This is a genomic window from Priestia sp. ST2, assembly GCF_055810735.1.
Genome location: NZ_JBVVNT010000003.1, coordinates 169716 through 186986, shown reverse-complemented (window position 1 = coordinate 186986; position 17271 = coordinate 169716). Strand labels below are relative to the sequence as shown.

19 protein-coding genes are annotated in these 17271 nt (G+C 39.0%); 17 read left to right on the top strand and 2 right to left on the bottom strand.

Features of this window, described 5'->3' with window-relative positions:
- Positions 1-472 precede the first annotated feature (472 nt).
- From cyoE to ctaG, 6 genes are all read left to right on the top strand, one after another.
- Complete coding sequence (cyoE, locus tag AC0KUU_RS13445; RefSeq protein WP_043979525.1) at positions 473-1411, top strand: heme o synthase; 939 nt, start codon at positions 473-475, stop codon at positions 1409-1411.
- 137 nt (positions 1412-1548) lie between these two features.
- A complete protein-coding gene (gene coxB / locus AC0KUU_RS13440) occupies positions 1549-2604 on the top strand; it encodes a cytochrome c oxidase subunit II (protein WP_016763448.1) in 1056 nt (351 codons plus the stop codon).
- A 34-nt stretch (positions 2605-2638) separates the two neighbouring features.
- Positions 2639-4504: a cytochrome c oxidase subunit I gene (gene ctaD, locus AC0KUU_RS13435; RefSeq protein WP_043979522.1), complete on the top strand. Its 1866-nt coding sequence runs from the start codon at positions 2639-2641 to the stop codon at positions 4502-4504.
- Positions 4504-5124, top strand: a complete 621-nt coding sequence (gene ctaE, locus AC0KUU_RS13430) for a cytochrome c oxidase subunit III (RefSeq protein ID WP_013056081.1) — start codon at positions 4504-4506, stop codon at positions 5122-5124. Before ctaD ends, ctaE begins: the two co-directional genes overlap by 1 nt.
- 4 nt (positions 5125-5128) lie before the next feature.
- Positions 5129-5461, top strand: coding sequence for a cytochrome c oxidase subunit IVB (gene ctaF, locus AC0KUU_RS13425; protein ID WP_013082313.1), 333 nt, complete (start codon positions 5129-5131; stop codon positions 5459-5461).
- 57 nt (positions 5462-5518) lie between these two features.
- Positions 5519-6457: a cytochrome c oxidase assembly factor CtaG gene (gene ctaG, locus AC0KUU_RS13420; protein WP_322552490.1), complete on the top strand. Its 939-nt coding sequence runs from the start codon at positions 5519-5521 to the stop codon at positions 6455-6457.
- A 36-nt stretch (positions 6458-6493) separates the two neighbouring features.
- On the opposite strand, the gene AC0KUU_RS13415 is transcribed toward ctaG, so the two are convergent.
- Positions 6494-6853 (bottom strand): YugN family protein, encoded by a 360-nt coding sequence (locus tag AC0KUU_RS13415; RefSeq protein WP_013056084.1) that lies wholly within the window; start codon positions 6851-6853, stop codon positions 6494-6496.
- A gap of 185 nt (positions 6854-7038) precedes the next feature.
- On the opposite strand from AC0KUU_RS13415, the gene AC0KUU_RS13410 reads away from it, so the two are divergent.
- From AC0KUU_RS13410 to AC0KUU_RS13395, 4 genes are all read left to right on the top strand, one after another.
- Positions 7039-7458 (top strand): CBS domain-containing protein, encoded by a 420-nt coding sequence (locus AC0KUU_RS13410; RefSeq protein ID WP_322551877.1) that lies wholly within the window; start codon positions 7039-7041, stop codon positions 7456-7458.
- Positions 7459-7648: 190 nt separating this feature from the next.
- Positions 7649-8665, top strand: coding sequence for a CAP domain-containing protein (locus tag AC0KUU_RS13405; RefSeq protein ID WP_043979519.1), 1017 nt, complete (start codon positions 7649-7651; stop codon positions 8663-8665).
- 84 nt (positions 8666-8749) lie between these two features.
- Positions 8750-9526, top strand: coding sequence for a sporulation protein YpjB (locus tag AC0KUU_RS13400; protein WP_013082316.1), 777 nt, complete (start codon positions 8750-8752; stop codon positions 9524-9526).
- A gap of 64 nt (positions 9527-9590) precedes the next feature.
- Positions 9591-10268, top strand: coding sequence for a zinc metallopeptidase (locus tag AC0KUU_RS13395; RefSeq protein WP_322551878.1), 678 nt, complete (start codon positions 9591-9593; stop codon positions 10266-10268).
- Positions 10269-10294: 26 nt separating this feature from the next.
- On the opposite strand, the gene AC0KUU_RS13390 is transcribed toward AC0KUU_RS13395, so the two are convergent.
- The gene (locus AC0KUU_RS13390; RefSeq protein ID WP_013082317.1) at positions 10295-11161 is read right to left on the bottom strand and encodes a YitT family protein; all 867 of its coding nucleotides are present in this window, start codon (positions 11159-11161) and stop codon (positions 10295-10297) included.
- Between the two features lie 312 nt (positions 11162-11473).
- On the opposite strand from AC0KUU_RS13390, the gene AC0KUU_RS13385 reads away from it, so the two are divergent.
- From AC0KUU_RS13385 to AC0KUU_RS13355, 7 genes are read left to right on the top strand one after another with little or no spacing between them, the layout of a single operon-like run.
- Positions 11474-11803, top strand: coding sequence for a nucleotide pyrophosphohydrolase (locus tag AC0KUU_RS13385; RefSeq protein WP_013056090.1), 330 nt, complete (start codon positions 11474-11476; stop codon positions 11801-11803).
- Positions 11804-11816: 13 nt separating this feature from the next.
- Entirely contained in the window at positions 11817-12617 is an 801-nt protein-coding gene (gene dapB / locus AC0KUU_RS13380) for a 4-hydroxy-tetrahydrodipicolinate reductase (RefSeq protein ID WP_013056091.1), read from the top strand.
- A gap of 12 nt (positions 12618-12629) precedes the next feature.
- A complete protein-coding gene (gene mgsA / locus AC0KUU_RS13375) occupies positions 12630-13028 on the top strand; it encodes a methylglyoxal synthase (RefSeq protein WP_013056092.1) in 399 nt (132 codons plus the stop codon).
- A 10-nt stretch (positions 13029-13038) separates the two neighbouring features.
- Positions 13039-13749, top strand: coding sequence for a bacillithiol biosynthesis deacetylase BshB1 (gene bshB1, locus AC0KUU_RS13370; protein WP_016763451.1), 711 nt, complete (start codon positions 13039-13041; stop codon positions 13747-13749).
- Positions 13750-14877 (top strand): N-acetyl-alpha-D-glucosaminyl L-malate synthase BshA, encoded by a 1128-nt coding sequence (bshA, locus tag AC0KUU_RS13365; protein WP_043979511.1) that lies wholly within the window; start codon positions 13750-13752, stop codon positions 14875-14877.
- Between the two features lie 15 nt (positions 14878-14892).
- Positions 14893-16086, top strand: coding sequence for a CCA tRNA nucleotidyltransferase (locus AC0KUU_RS13360; RefSeq protein ID WP_028407961.1), 1194 nt, complete (start codon positions 14893-14895; stop codon positions 16084-16086).
- Positions 16071-17060 (top strand): bifunctional biotin--[acetyl-CoA-carboxylase] synthetase/biotin operon repressor, encoded by a 990-nt coding sequence (locus tag AC0KUU_RS13355; RefSeq protein WP_013056096.1) that lies wholly within the window; start codon positions 16071-16073, stop codon positions 17058-17060. The genes AC0KUU_RS13360 and AC0KUU_RS13355 overlap by 16 nt, the downstream gene beginning before the upstream one ends.
- The last annotated feature ends 211 nt before the right edge of the window (positions 17061-17271 follow it).

Below are 17271 nucleotides of genomic sequence, written 5' to 3'. Positions count from 1 at the left end.
ACGAGCTAAACAATTTATCCTAATCTTTTTGTATATTAAACATAAATTTCATTTATTCTCCATAAACTTGATTGAATTTGTTATAATGGTAGAAAGTGTAAGGTTTATTCATGAGTTTGACTCTGCAGATATGTAAAAGGTACCGTACAAAAAACTATTTTACTTGCACAAATATCTTTTAACAAGTGACAGGGACATGCATTTAGCTCATGACAAAAAAAATCCATATTTTTTTCATGAATTCTTCACAAAGTAACGGCAAAATATGGTTTAATAAACATGAGAAATAGATATTTCTCTACTATTTTACCGTTTACATGTGAAGCTTTTAAGTAGCTTTGGTGAGAGGAATATGACTTCTTTTTGAACAAAGAGGAGATTTTTGTAAAAATATGTTGAAAACGCCTTCATTTGTAGACTCTTTATTTACTAGATAGATAAAAGTCTGTGGATGAGTAAAGGAGGAAGCGCCATGGAAGATTCAAAAATGGTGGAAGATTCAACGCTTTCTGCATCGCCTAACACAGCTCATGTAAGCGAAAATAGTTCCGTTTGGTCAGATTTTTTAGCTACGATTAAAATTGGAATAGTCAACTCGAATTTCATCACCACCTTTACTGGTTTTTGGCTAGCTCTTTTCTTCAACGAACAACACTTCTTAGAAAACCTGGATAAAGCATTTTTTACTTTAATAGGTTCTTCACTTATCATCGCCGGTTCATGCAGTTTGAACAATTACATAGATCGTGACATTGACCCTCTAATGGAACGAACAAAGGGACGACCTACAGTGACAGGGAGTTTTACACCTTTGACGGTCCTTGGGATTGGAATCGGTTTTACGTTAACCGGCTTGCTTATGCTACTAGTTGTTTCTTCAGTAGCCGCTCTCATTGGATTAGCAGGAATACTTACATATGTAGTTCTTTACACCATGTGGTCCAAAAGACTATACACAATTAATACAGTAATCGGAAGTATATCAGGAGCTGTCCCGCCTTTAATTGGATGGGCCGCTATCGATCCCAATTTACATGTAGTGGCTTGGGTATTATTTTTAATCATGTTTATTTGGCAGCCCCCTCATTTTCTAGCTCTTGCTATGCGAAGATGTGAAGAATACCGGGCAGCGGGAATCCCTATGTTGCCTGTTGTACACGGGTTTGAGCTGACAAAACGACAGATTCTCATTTGGATTGCTTGTTTGTTGCCATTACCTCTTTATTTATACCAATTAGGCACTCCATTTCTAATTTTGGCCACTGTTTTAAACATAGGATGGCTATTTTTAGGATTTGCTCAATACAATAAACAAGAAGACACAAAGTGGGCTAGCATGATGTTTGTCTACTCACTAAACTATTTAACTATTTTATTTGTCTCAATGATTGTCGCAACGCTTTTTGCCTAGATAAAATCTTTCACTGAATGCGACACTGCACAAGGGGGATTTCTTCTACATGTAGAATTCATTATAGAAGGAATAAGTTTTATGCTCAAGAGGGCATAGATGAAATCACGTCAATGAAAGAGAGGTTGGGGAATGGTATGAAAAAATGGCGATTGAACTTTCGTGTTTTGTCGTTATTTACGTTGCTTGCATTCGTGTTATCGGCCTGTGGAAAACCGTTTTTGTCGACACTTAAGCCTGCAGGTGAGGTAGCTGAAGAACAATATTCGCTTATGCTGCTTAGTACAGCCATCATGGTTTTAGTTATTATTGTTGTCACCATTATCTTTATATTTGTTATTCTGCGCTTTCGTCGTCGTAAAGGCGAAGAAAATGTGATTCCAAAGCAAGTAGAGGGAAGCAGAAAGTTAGAAATTATATGGACAGTGATTCCTATCTTGCTGCTGATTATTTTGACTGTTCCAACGGTTATCTCAACATTTAAGCTAGCGGATGTAAAAGGAATGAAGGACAAAGATGCTGTCGTAGTAAATGTGCGCGCTAACTTGTACTGGTGGGAATTTGAGTATCCTAATCAAAAAATTATTACATCGCAAGATCTAGTTGTTCCAACGGATAAAAAAGTCTACTTTAACATTAAAGCTTCTGACGTCAAGCACTCATTCTGGATTCCTTCAGTTGGAGGAAAGCTCGATGCTAACACAGAAAATGATAATAAATTCTGGCTAGTGTTTGATTCTAAGAAATCGAAGGAAGCTAACGGGGTTTTCTACGGAAAATGTGCTGAGCTTTGCGGTCCATCTCATTCTCTTATGGACTTTAAAGTACGGGCTGTATCAAGCGATGAATTTGATACGTGGGCAAAAGATTTGAAAAAGGCAAAGCCTGATGTAGAAACAGCATCCGCAAAAGCTGGTCAAGAGGTCTTTAATGAAAGCTGTATCGGATGTCATGCTGTTGACGTCAAAGACAATCGTCCAGAGCAAGCTCGTCAAGCACCAAACTTAGCCGGTTTTTCTGAACGTGAGCGTGTAGCTGGGGTGCTTCCTCACAACAAGGAAAATATCAAAAAATGGTTAAAAGACCCTGAAAAAGTTAAGCCGGGTAATAAGATGAGTGGTACATATCCTGACTTAACAGATGAACAAGTGAATGAGCTAGCAGACTATTTAATGAGTTTAAAAGAAAAATAAACGTCCAGTCGTTTTTAAAAGGGGAGGTTTAGCGATGAGTACACTCAGTCAAAAGAAGGGTGTAGGTGGAACAATTTGGGATTTTATGACAACCGTTGACCATAAGAAAATCGCCATTCTTTATTTAATCGCCGGCGGTATCTTTTTTCTAGTCGGAGGAGTGGAAGCGCTATTTATACGTATTCAGCTGGCTATACCAAGCAATGACTTTGTTAGTGCAGGAACGTATAATGAAATTTTAACAATGCATGGAACAACAATGATTTTCTTAGCCGCAATGCCGCTTCTTTTTGCCATGATGAATGCAGTTGTTCCGCTGCAAATTGGAGCTCGAGATGTAGCATTTCCATTTTTAAATTTGTTAGGTTTTTGGTTGTTTGCCTTTGGGGGACTCTTTTTAAATCTAAGCTGGTTTTTAGGAGGAGCACCTGATGCAGGGTGGACATCATATGCTTCGCTGTCTATTGCATCACCTGGTCACGGAATTGATTTTTATGCGATAGGTTTGCAGATTTCCGGAGCCGGGACATTGATTTCAGGTATCAACTTTCTCGTGACAATCATTAACATGAGGGCGCCAGGTATGACTTATATGCGTATGCCGCTGTTTACGTGGACGACGTTTGTTGCATCAGCTCTTATTTTGTTTGCGTTTCCAGCGCTAACGGTTGGATTGTTCTTAATGATTTTTGACCGCTTATTCGGGGGAAACTTTTTTGACGCCACAATGGGTGGGAACACCATTATCTGGGAACATCTTTTCTGGATATTCGGTCATCCGGAAGTATATATTTTAATTCTTCCAGCGTTTGGTGTTTTCTCTGAAATTTTACCTACTTTTTCAAGAAAGAGATTATTCGGGTACTCGTCGATGGTTTTTGCTACCGTATTAATCGGATTTTTAGGGTTCATGGTGTGGGCTCACCACATGTTTACAACCGGACTTGGTCCAATTGCAAATGCCATTTTTGCTGTCGCTACGATGGCTATCGCCGTTCCAACTGGAATTAAAATTTTTAACTGGCTGTTTACGCTTTGGGGAGGAAGTATTGAGTTTACGTCTCCAATGCTGTATGCTGTCGCCTTTATTCCATCGTTTGTTATCGGGGGAGTAACAGGAGTTATGGCAGCTGTAGCACCTGCAGATTATCAATTTCAAGATTCTTATTTTATCGTTGCCCACTTCCATTACGTTATCGTAGGCGGTGTCGTATACGCTATATTAGCAGGTGTCACATACTGGTGGCCAAAAATGTTTGGGAAGATGTTAGATGAAAAGTTAAGCAAAGCAACGTTCTGGCTCTTTTTGATTGGTTTCCACTTAACGTTCTTTATTCAGCATTTCTTAGGCCTAATGGGGATGCCTCGCCGCGTATGGACGTTCTTGCCTAATCAAGGTCTCGACCTTGGGAATGCAATCAGTTCATCAGGAGCTGCTTTCATGGCGGTTGCTACGCTCATTTTACTGGTTAATATTATAAAAACAACTGCCAAAGGACAAAGGGTAGGAGGAGACCCTTGGGGAGACGGACGTACATTAGAATGGGCTATTTCATCTCCGCCTCCAGAGTATAACTTTAAACAAACGCCGCTTGTACGCGGGTTAGATGCATATTGGATTGAAAAAATGGCAGGAAATAAAGAAATGACGCCAGCCGAACCTCTTGGTGATATTCATATGCCAAACTCGTCGTTTATTCCATTTATGATATCGCTTGGAATGTTTATTGCAGGGATGGGCTTTTTGTATCGAAATGATCATGCGTGGGGAGATATTGTAGGGATTATCGGAATGATCGTCATGTTTTTATCAATGTTCTTCCGTTCATGGATTGATGATCACGGCTTCCATATTCACAAAGAAGACTTAGTTGATGATGACAAGGAGGCGAAGATGTAATGGAGACTGAACAAAAGCTAACTGCTGAAACTTTCCCTGCTTCGCCTGAAAAAGCAACGCTTGAAGGGAAAAATAAATTTACTGGCTTTTGGCTCTTTTTAGGCGGAGAGACGGTTTTGTTTGCTTCACTTTTTGCTACTTATTTAGCTTTACGTAATTCAACGATGTCAGGACCTAAGCCAGAAGAATTGTTTGATATTAAGCTTGTTTTTGCAGCCACCATGATTTTATTAACAAGTTCACTAACAAGCGTATATGCTATGTATCATATGAAAAATTTTGAATTTAAAAAGATGCAGCTATGGTTAGGCGTTACGTGGCTTTTAGGTTTAGCGTTTTTAGGGCTAGAAATTTATGAGTTCAGGCATTATGTTCATGAAGGGCATACGTTTACAAGCAGCGCATTCGGTTCTTCTTTCTACGCGCTGGTTGGGACCCACGGAGCTCACGTAACGTTCGGATTGCTTTGGATTGGTTCTTTGATGATTCGAAATGCAAAGCGGGGGTTAAACTTATATAACGCTCCTAAATATTATGTCGCAAGTTTATACTGGCACTTTATCGATGTTGTGTGGGTCTTTATTTTCACGGTTGTATATTTAATGGGAATGGTGGGATAAGCTGATGACGACAAATCAATCAAACTCAGATAACCCAAGGCTCAATTTAGATTATCGTAAAAAAAGAAACGCAGAAGATATGAAAATGCAAGTTATCTCTTTTGGGATGATGTTGTTTCTAACGCTAATTGCTTTTTTTGCGGTTTATCAAGAGTTTAGCGGATGGTACATTATGCCGGTGATTGTGCTCTTGGCCGTTGTTCAAGTCATCTTTCAACTTTATTATTTCATGCATATGAACCACAAAGGACATACCATACCAGCATTTTTCTTGTATTCAGGCGTATTGGTAGCTCTTTTAACCATTTTAGCTTTTGTAACCATTATTTGGTGGTAAAGAAAAGGGCTGGCATGCGCCAGTCCTTTTCATCATCTGTAGAAGGAGGAATAGATGTTGATTAACAATTTGCAGATGTTTGGTTTTGAAGCACTTTGGAGTCCTTACTATTTTTTAACCATTTGTCTGGTGACCGTCTTATATTTTTTCATCGTTGCTAGATGGAGAAGGAATTTTATAGGAGCGGTGGCCGTAAACAGAAAAACAAAAGCGTATTTTGTTATCAGCATGGTTCTTTTATATATATGTAAAGGAGGACCTGTAGATTTACTAGGGCATTTTATGTTTAGTGCTCATATGACGCAAATGGCAATCGTTTACTTGGTGATTCCTCCGCTTTTTATTTTAGGAATTCCGGCGTGGTTAGCTCGTTCTGTTATTTATGTAAGAGGGGTTAAACCTATTTTTAAATTCTTTACAAAGCCCTTAATTGCGCTACTGTTATTCAATGGGTTATTCTCTTTGTATCATATTCCGCTGCTTTTTGATTTTATTAAAACGGATATGATGCTCCACGGAATCGTGAGTGTTGTATTATTTATCGCTGCATTTTGCATGTGGTGGCCACTCGTTAATCAGCTAGAAGAAGAACAGACGCTAAGTTCTTTAAAAAAGCTTGGATACATTTTTGCAGATGGCGTACTCCTTACTCCAGCGTGCGCGCTGATTATTTTTGCAAATCATTCTTTATATGCGACGTATACAGACTCAAGCGCTTGGGTACAAGCTCTTTCCCTTTGTGTACCGCCTTCTATGATTGCAAGTTTAGGGCAGCTTGCTCCCGAGATGTTTAATACGCTGCCGCCCGTGGAAGATCAGCAGCTAGGCGGCGTTATTATGAAGATCATTCAAGAAATTGTGTATGGAACGGTTTTAGGCTTTATTTTTTTTCAGTGGGCTCGAAAAGAACGAGAGAAAGATACGTACATGCCCGATTTTACTGAGCCTCAAGATATAAAACCAAAGGAATTTCCGTCTACTCCTCCTTTGAATTAAAAAAAGCGCAGTGTGATTACTGCGCTTTTTCCAATTCTATAGCTGAACGGTTTCAAGCTGTGATTTGATTTGTGTTAATATCTTTTCACACTGTTCTACAAGGGATGGCGGAAAGTATTCGCCGTCACCATATTCTACACCGTGAGGATAATAATGTTTGCCTAGTAGAGGTGTCATAAGATGAATAACAGCATGCCTGCCCCCTACGTCGCCTGAAATAGCATGTCCTTGGACTCGCAAATAGAAGGTATCTCGCTGAAACTCGAATTTTCGATCGTACGTGACGCGTTCATAATCCCATTGTCCGGCGCGGACCAGACCAAATTGATGCATAATCTCATCTAATAAATCTAAATCAACCTTTAATGAATCAAATTTTGCATATTCAAATTTCATATGAACTCCCTCCCAAAACAGATATACCCCAACTAAATCATAAGCCGAATGGATAAAACTTGCAATATCTAATAAGGAAAAATGTAAACGTTATCTATTTTTATTTAAACGTTTTAAATACGAAAGTTTACTAAAAAGTTGGTCACACTATAAAACGAACACACGATGTAAAGGAGGATAAAACAATGAAAACTGTACAAGAGGTAATGACAGCTGATACGGAAACATGCACCACGCTTGATAACGTATATGAAGTAGCAGTGAAAATGAAGGAATGGAATGTAGGAGCAATTCCAATTGTCGATAAAGATCAGCTAGTAGGAATGATTACAGATCGAGACTTAGTTATCAAAGGCATTGCAGAAAAGAAGCCAAATTCAAGTAAAGTAACGGATGTTATGAGTGAAGAGCTTATAACTATTACAGCGGAAGCCTCTGTAGAAGAAGCTTCTAAGCTTATGGCTCAATATCAAATCCGTCGTCTTCCCGTTGTGGAAAATCAAAAGCTAGTAGGGATTGTATCGCTAGGTGATTTATCAACGTTTCGCTATGCAAATGAACGTGCAGGAGAAGCGCTCTCAGATATTTCACAACAAACGCATTAAAAAGCGAAAGCCAACTGTTTGCAGTATATTCGTAAATAGTTGGCTTTTTCTTTTGTTTCCTTCATACCGATAGCTATTTTTTTTTGAATGGATGTATAATAGAGATAAAAATAAGTTAAACAGGTAAAGAAAACAGGTGTAAGGAGAGGAAGAAAAGCTGAAAAAAGTTATTTTTATTCTCGTATTAATAGTGGCATTTGTATACGCGGAGGATTATTTACCTCAGCTAGAAAAATATCTAACGGGTCAAAATATTGAGCAAAACCAAACGGATTCCAAAAGTCAGCCCACACAAGAAGTGGCTTCTTATGAAAAACAAAGTGAAAATATGATGAGGCTCATTGGAGATCATTCAGAACAGTTAATTGGAATGCTTGGAGAGCCGGATCGTATTGATTCTTCTGCATATGGCTATGACTGGTGGATTTACAAAAAGAATCGTCAAACGTATGCGCAGGTAGGAGTAGAAAATAATCAAGTCGTATCTGTATACGTCATTGGCTCAAAAACAAATACAGATCCTTTTGAGATTGGCGAGAAGCGAGAGGAAGTAGAAAAAAGAGTTTCACTTTCATCCGAACTCACGCTTCAAAAAGACGGAAATGAATACCGATTTCGCCTGAGTGAAGAGGATATGAAAATGCGTCCTATTATTAAATATGGAGATGTATACGTCCAACTATATTTTGATCAGTTCCTTAATACAATCTCAAGTATTCGAATTATGGACATGGAGACGCTATTAAAACAGCGTCCGTACGAAATTGTTTATCGCGGCGAACTTCCCACAGCTCCGTCATTGACATCGGAGGAGTGGAAAAGTGTCCAAGAAGGAGAAGAGCAGCAAATTATCGATATTACAAATGTAATTCGAGACCGGTTTCAGCTGTCACCTTTAGCTTGGGACGAAGCCACTGCCGGAGTAGCTTATTTACACAGCAAAGAAATGAGCGACTTAAACTATTTCTCTCACGTTTCACCAGCACAAGGTGATTTAGGCAACCGTCTGCAAAAAGGTGATGTAGTATACCGTATCGCGGGCGAAAATATTGCCTCGAATTATCAGGATGGAATCGCTGCGGTTGAAGGGTGGCTTAATAGTGAGGGACATCGTAAGGCTTTACTCAATAAAGAGTTTACGCGTCTTGGTGTAGGTGTATATGAGAAATATTATACGCAAAACTTTATCACTCCGATGAATGAATAGTAAGTTTAAAACTTCCTTTTGAAAATAGGTCTACTCTTGTCCTCTTTCTCATAAGTTTTAGTAGAGGTTAGAGGAGGGACGAGAATGAAAGGAAGAATAGTAGGAATATTGCTCGTACTTTTCTTTGCATATACGACTACTGTACATGCAGCTGAAGGGCAGTGGGAAAAGCTTGATAACTTATCTGATCAAACGCTATCGCTTGTAGAGCAAAAGGAGTATAAAGCAGCCCAACATTTGTTCAGAAACTTTTCGAATGAATTTACCAGTCTCAATACAGCTTCTTTGGGCGTATCGGCCGAAGATATACGTATTTTAACTCTTTGTTATGAACAGGTAGAAAGGTCTCTTTTATCTTCTGATTCCAGTGATGAAGAACGTCTTCAAAAAGCTACTCAATTTCGATTGTTAGTCGATGCGCTGCACAGCAAGCATCAGCCTATGTGGACTGAGCTCGAAGGCAGTATGCTAGCCACATTTAAAGAGATGCGAAATGAAGCGGTAAAAGGAGAACAATCGGCTTATGAAGCGCAGCTTAAGCAATTTTTGAAGGAATATGATATGATCTTACCGAGCGCGCAGGTAGACGTGTCGTCTCCCTACGTACAGCGTGTGAGCGCGGACGTTCACTTTTTACAAACTGAAGGAACGCTAAGTGAGATTAACGATGAGCAGTTTAACCAAATGGAACAAAACTTAAAAGACTTTTTTGAACAAGTAAAAGAAAATCGTACAGACCCGTCTTTTATTTGGGTTACAATTACCACCGGAAGTATTATTATTGCTACACTTTTTTATGTAGGAGCGCGAAAATATTTTGCTGACCAGAAAAGAAAGTCAGCTAGAGGGCGTAATGATTGACGTAAAAGCGCAGAATTGTCTAAAATAAAAGAGTAGTCAAACACATAATGAAAGGTGTGGGTAAATGAGCTTTTTGATTTATTTTCTCATTATTATCCTTGTGCCAATTTGGGCACAGTTTAAGGTGAGAAGTGCTTACAAAAAATATTCACAAGTAAGCAACTCATCAGGAATGACAGGCGCAGAAGTGGCAAGAAAAATTTTGGATGAAAACGGGTTGTACAACGTTCACGTAGAGCCTGTAGGCGGATTTTTATCGGATCACTACGATCCTCGTTCAAAAGTAATTCGTTTATCAGAAGACAACTATTACGGAACGTCTGTCGCGGGCGCTGCCGTTGCGGCTCACGAAGTGGGCCACGCGATTCAAGACAAAGAAAACTATTCGTTTTTACGTCTTCGCCACTCGCTTGTGCCGGTGGCAAGCCTTGGATCAAACGCTTCTTGGATTTTAATTATGATTGGAATTATTGCGTCGATTAAGCCGTTGCTATTGTTAGGTATTGTTTTTATGGCAGCAGCGGTCGTATTCCAAGTTGTAACACTGCCTGTTGAATTTAATGCTTCAAGCCGAGCGATGACGCAAATCGTCTCAGTCGGAGCGATTCGAAATGACGAAGAGCGCGAGACGCGTAAAGTGCTTAACGCAGCGGCTTTAACATACGTAGCAGCTGCAGCAGTAGCAGTTCTTGAGTTGGTTCGTTTAATCATGATTTATACAGGAATGAATAACGACGACTAAAAAAATACCGCATTAGCGGTATTTTTTTATCTTTCAAGCGGTTTTTTATTTTCATCAAGGGTAAATCCTTCGCCTAAGACATCATGCACATCCGTAACTGCAACGAATGCGTGTGGATCTACAGAAGTAATAACTTGCTTTAAACGGAAAATTTCATTTTTACTAACCACGCAGTATAGCACGTTGGTATCTTGCTTAGAAAAAGAACCTTGTCCTTTTAAAATCGTCACGCCTCGATCCATTTCTTTCATAATTTTATCTGATATGGCTTCGTTATGATTTGAAATGATCGTTGCTCCTTTGGCGGCATACGCGCCGTCTTGCATAAAGTCAATAACCCGTGCAGCGACAAAGACTGCAACAAGTGTGTACATAGCTTCTCGGTAGGATAAATAAATGAGAGACGCACTAATCACAATAAAGTCAAAAAGAAACATCGTTTTCCCCATATTCCACCCGATATATTTTTGAACAACACGTGCGATGATATCGACTCCTCCTGTTGTTCCTCCAAACCTGAAAATAATGCCAAGACCCACTCCAATAAAAACACCGGCAAAAAGAGCTGCTAGAGTCATATCATGACGCAGGGGCATATTCACTGGGAAGCGCTGAAATATCCATAAAAATAGCGATAAGCTAACGACTCCGAGCATGGTATAAATAAATGCTGTTCTCCCTAATAGTTTCCACCCTACAAAAAACAAAGGAATATTTAACACTAAGTTAGAATAAGAGGGATCAATGTTAAATAAGAAAAATAAAAGCAGGGTAATGCCTGTGAATCCACCTTCAGCTAAATTGTTTTGCATGTTAAAATTAACAAGTCCAAACGCAAATATGGCAGCACCAAGCAGTATAAAAATAATATTTTTTAATCTGAGACCTTTCATACTTACAAACCTCCTATGACCGTTTTTGCACTACCTTATCATAAAGGAATATATTTCATTTCGTAAATAACTATCGAAAAGATTTTTGAAAATAGTAAAAAGTGATGATGTTTCTTCTAGTGCTATGTATTAGTAGTATCCTCAATTCGTAAAATATAGACAGATTTTTGAGAATTAAGGGAAACGTGAGGAATATTGTGAAAGAGCATCTGATAAAGGCTTGGTAAGAAGAAGTAATTACACTAAATAATTTGAAGTAAAGATGTTATAATAGTAAGCTGAGTGTACTTCTAAAAGAGGTGAAATAAAAAGATGTCAAAAAAAACGATGGAGCAAATGCAGCAAGAAGTTGATGCATATATTAGCCAATTTAAAGAAGGATATTTTAGTCCTCTTGCTATGCTTGCGCGCATGTCGGAAGAAGTGGGCGAATTATCGCGCGAAATTAACCACTATTATGGTGAAAAGCCGAAGAAAACGACTGAAGCAGAACGTACGGTCGAAGAAGAAATGGGCGACATTTTATTTGTATTAATTTGCTTTGCAAATTCATTAAATATCGATTTACAAGAAGCGCATGATCGCGTTATGAATAAATTTAATACGCGTGACAAAGATCGCTGGACGAAAAAAGAAGACTAAGGAGAGAAAAAGAATGGACAAAATTCGAATTGTACTTGCAGGACCAAGAGGTCGTATGGGAAAAGAAGCTGTATTATTAATAGAAGAAACAGAGCATTTTGAATTAGTAGCAGCGGTAGATCGTATCAATGAAGGAAAATACATAAGTGATATTGAAGGAATGCCAAATGTACAAGCACCAATCTACACGGATATTGAGAAATGTTTTCAAGACGTTAAGGCAGATGTTTTAGTTGACTTGACAACACCTGAAATTGGGCGCGTTCATACTAAAACAGCCCTAACATATGGAGTAAGACCTGTTGTAGGAACAACTGGCTTTTCAGAAGAAGATTTAAAAGAATTAAAGCAGCTTGCTGAAGAGAAGGAACTTGGCTGTATCATTGCACCTAATTTTGCGATTGGCGCTATTTTAATGATGAAGTTTTCACAAATGGCAGCTAAATACTTTGATGATGTTGAAATTATTGAAATGCATCACGATCAAAAGTTAGATGCACCATCAGGAACAGGCTTAAAAACAGCGGAGCTTATCAGTGAAGTTCGTGAAGCAAAAAAACAGGGTCACCCTGAGGAAAAAGAATTGCTAGAAGGGGCGCGCGGTGCAGATTATGAAGGAATCCGCCTACATAGCGTACGCCTGCCAGGGCTGATTGCTCACCAAGAAGTGATGTTCGGAGGATTTGGACAAACATTAAAAATCCGTCATGATTCATACAACCGTGCTTCTTTTATGTCAGGTGTGAAGCTAGCTGTTGATACAGTTATGAACGTAGACACCCTTGTATATGGATTAGAAAATATTATTGACTAAGGAGCGAGAAAAATGAAAATCGCCTTAATTGCACATGATAAAAAGAAAAATGATATGGTCCAATTCACAACAGCCTATCAAGCGATTTTACAGGAACATTCGCTGTTCGCAACAGGAACAACAGGAACGCGTATCTCAGAAGCAACAGGTTTGAAGGTTCACCGCTTTCAATCAGGACCGCTTGGAGGAGATCAGGAGATAGGAGCTTTAATTGCTCAAAATGAAATGGATATGGTTATTTTTTTCCGCGATCCGTTAACAGCTCAGCCTCATGAACCTGATATTTCAGCTCTGATGCGCCTATGTGACGTCTATGCGGTTCCTCTTGCAACGAATATGGGAACAGCAGAGATTTTAATTCATGGACTTGAACGAGGCGATTTGCATTGGCGTTCAATTATAAAAAAATAGGGTGAAGATAATGAAAGAAACAATAGATATCCTTGCCTTTGGTGCTCATGCCGATGATGTAGAAATCGGCATGGGTGGAACCATTGCAAGAATGAGTGAACAAGGTTTGAAGGTAGTTATTTGCGATTTGACGCAAGCTGAACTTTCTTCAAATGGAACGGTTGAAATTCGAAAACAAGAAGCGTCCAAAGCTGCTGATGTCTTAGGTGTTCATGAGCGAATTCATCTGCATTTGCCAGACAGAGGTTTGGTTTTAAAGGCAGAGTATATAGCTGAAATAGCATCAGTCATTCGCACGTATCAACCAAGGATTATATTTGCTCCTTACTTTGAAGATCGTCATCCTGATCATGGAAATTGTGCAAAGCTTGTAGAAGAGGCCATGTTTTCCGCTGGCGTTAAAAATTATATCGATTATAAAAAGCAAAAAGCTCATCGTGCTGAGTCTCTTTATTTCTATATGATAAATGGATTTCATAAGCCAGATTTTATCGTAGATGTATCAAGCACGTTTCAAAAGAAAGTAGCTAGTCTAGAGGCTTATGAAAGTCAATTTATAAAAACAGCAGATACGTTTGATACGCCGCTGGTAAACGGATATATTGAAACGGTAGAGAGCAGAGAGCGATTATTTGGCAAAGAAGTCGGGGTAGCATACGGTGAAGGTTTTTTATCTAAAAAACCGATTTTGATGTACGACGATTTAGTAGGTGGAAAATAAATGAAGTTAAAAATTGGTATTACATGTTATGCTTCCGTTGGAGGTTCAGGAGTGGTAGCAACGGAGCTAGGGAAGCTGCTGGCTGAAAAAGGGCACGAAATTCATTTTATTTCCTCTAGCATGCCTTTTAGATTGACGAAAGTATATCCAAATATTTATTTTCACGAAGTAGATGTAAATCAGTACTCCGTCTTTAAATACCCTCCGTATGATTTGGCTTTATCCAGTAAAATGGCTGAAGTGGCTAAAAGAGAAAAGCTTGACATTATTCATACGCACTATGCAATCCCCCATGCCGTTTGCGGGATTTTAGCTAAACAAATGGTGGAGCACGAAGTGAAAATTGTGACGACTCTTCATGGGACAGACATTACGGTTCTAGGAGAGGATCCATCGTTAAAAGATTTAATTAAATTTGGAATTGAGAAATCAGATGCAGTGACGGCTGTATCTCAGTCACTTGTTGATCAAACTCACCATTTGATTAGTCCAGATAAAGAAATTGAAACGATGTATAATTTTATTGATGAACGAGTTTATCATAAAAAAGAAGTGCAGTATTTAAAAGCGGAGTATGGCATATTAGAAAATGAAAAAGTCGTTATTCATATTTCAAACTTTCGTCAAGTCAAAAGAGTTACAGATATAGTCAAAACATTTGCTATTATTAATAAAAAGCTTCAGTCTAAGCTGCTCCTTGTAGGAGACGGCCCTGAAATGACGGTAGTGTCTCAATTAGTAAGAGAGTTAAATCTTCAAGATTCTGTGTTATTTCTTGGGAAACAAGAAAATGTAGCAGAACTATATTCGATTAGCGATTTAAAACTGTTATTATCTGAAAAAGAAAGCTTTGGGCTTGTGCTTTTAGAAGCTATGGCCTGTGGTGTTCCATGCATCGGAACAAATACAGGCGGAATTCCCGAAGTAATTGAACACGAAAAAACAGGATATATTTGCGAAGTGGGAGACGTCGAAGAGGCAGCGAGCAAAGCAATTCAGCTACTTCAAAATGAACAGCTGCATCACCAAATGAGGGAAGCGTCTCTAAGCGCAGTTAATCATAAATTTCATTCAACAGAGATTGTGAGTCAATATGAAAAACTTTATTATAAATTGGTACAGGGTTGAAGAATGGAGGAAGTTATGAAAGAACCGTTCATTCATCCGCTTTATATTATTGAAAAACTGGAGACAGCCGGTTACGAAGCGTATTTTGTTGGAGGAGCGGTCAGGGATCTCATTTTAAATCGCACGATTGGAGATATTGATATCGCTACGTCGGCTAGGCCTGAACAAGTGATGGAACTCTTTCCTAAGACGATTCATGTAGGAATCGAGCATGGTACGGTTGTCGTTGTCCATGAGAACGAGACCTATGAGGTAACCACTTTTCGCTCTGAGGGAGAATATGATGATTTTCGTCGTCCCTCGTCCGTTACGTTTATTTCGTCTCTGATAGAAGATTTGCAGCGTCGCGATTTTACAATCAATGCAATGGCTATGAATGCAAAAGGAGAAATCATTGATCCATTTAATGGAAGAGAAGATTTGCGAAATCAGCTGATTCGCACTGTCGGAAATGCTAAAGAACGCTTTCATGAAGATGCTCTTCGTATGATGAGAGCCGTTCGCTTTGTCAGTCAGCTGGCGTTTTCGCTGTCTGATCAAACTAAAAGAGCCATTCAGCAATACGGTGAACTGCTGAGGCATGTTTCTATTGAACGCATTACAGTTGAATTCGAAAAAATGCTGAGCGGAAAGCGTCCGTCTTTAGCATTAGCACTTGTAGCAGATACGGAGCTGTATCGCTACTTGCCCCAATTGAATGTAGATCCGCAAAAATTCCGGTCTGTTTGTGCACACGATTGGATGATGCTTCAGCGAGTATCGGAGTCATGGACACTTCTGGTACATCTACTCGATATTCAAGACAAGCAGGCATTTTTTAAAAGCTGGAAATTATCTAATAAGCAAATTAAAGATATTCAGCTTCAGTCTATTGGCCTTCGAGACGTTTTGGAAAATGGATGGTCAAAACGCATCATGTATACAATTGGAGAGCAGGCCAGCGTAAGCGTGAATCGTATTTTACAACTTCTTCGAAGCAATGAGCATATGAATGAACATGAGCTTCTTTACATCTATAGCGAGCTGCCTATTCATTCTTTAAAAGATTTAGATATAAATGGTCAAGATCTTTTAGTGTGGACAGGTAAAAAGGGTGGTCCATGGGTGTCTCAACTGTTAAAAGAAATTGAGGAGAAAGTTCTATACAATGAGTTAATGAACACGAAATCTTCAATAAGAAAGTGGGTGCAGTCTTGCAGTCAGATATAAGAAGAACGCTGCTTGAAATGTTTACGAACGCAGATGGGGACTATGTCTCCGGCCAAAAGATCAGCGATTTATTAGGCTGTTCAAGAACAGCTGTATGGAAGCATATCGAAGAGCTGCGAAAAGACGGCTATGAACTTGAAGCTGTTCGTAAAAAAGGCTATCGCATTGTAGGGAAGCCGAACAAAGTAAGCAGCAACGAGCTTTTATTAGGGCTCCAAACAACAAAAATCGGTCAGTATATTCATTATGAGGAAAGCGTGCATTCTACTCAGAAAATTGCTCATCGAATCGCTCAAGAAGGAGCAAAAGAAGGAACGGTCGTAGTTGCTGAAGAGCAAACGGCAGGGAGAGGAAGACTTGATAGAGCTTGGTATTCCCCAAAATATACTGGTGCCTGGATGAGTATTATACTGCGTCCTTCTATCCCTCCGCAGCAGGCTCCTCAGCTGACTCTACTATCAGCAGTGGCTGTTGTACAGGCCATTCAAGAAGTGACGAACCTTTCTCCAGACATTAAATGGCCTAATGACGTTTTATTAAATGGGAAGAAGCTAGTTGGGATTTTAACAGAAATGCAGGCTGATTTTGACCGGATTCACTCAGTCATCATTGGAATCGGCATCAATGTGAATCAGCAGGAAACGGATTTTAATGAACAAATCAAACATATTGCCACATCTTTACGTATTGAAAAAGGTGAAGAAATTAATCGTGCGGCTTTGATGCAAGCGTTTTTCTTAAAGTTAGAAACCCTTTACGAAGAATACTTAAAAAATGGCTTTGGTTTAATTAAAGTTCTTTGGGAAACGTATGCGATCAGTATTGGCAAGCGAATTATAGCACGCACGATGACAGCCAACATTGAAGGCTTTGCAAAAGGTATAACAGATGAAGGCGTTCTATTAATTGAAGATGATGAAGGAGTTATACACCGAATTCATTCTGCAGATATTGAGCTCTCTGCTAAAAAATAGTAGAAAAATAAAGAAATTTTTATTATAATACGAGTATCAAGGTAGTATCGCAAGAACTTCACTTGATACTCGTTTTTTTATTTTAAATACGATAATAAATCTGCCTTGATCCATTAAGGACTAGGACAGAGGGATGACGCGTAGGTAAGCACATTAGGTAAAGTGTGCTTTTTATAGATGAAGTCTGTCAAAGTCCTTCTTCCTTTTATAG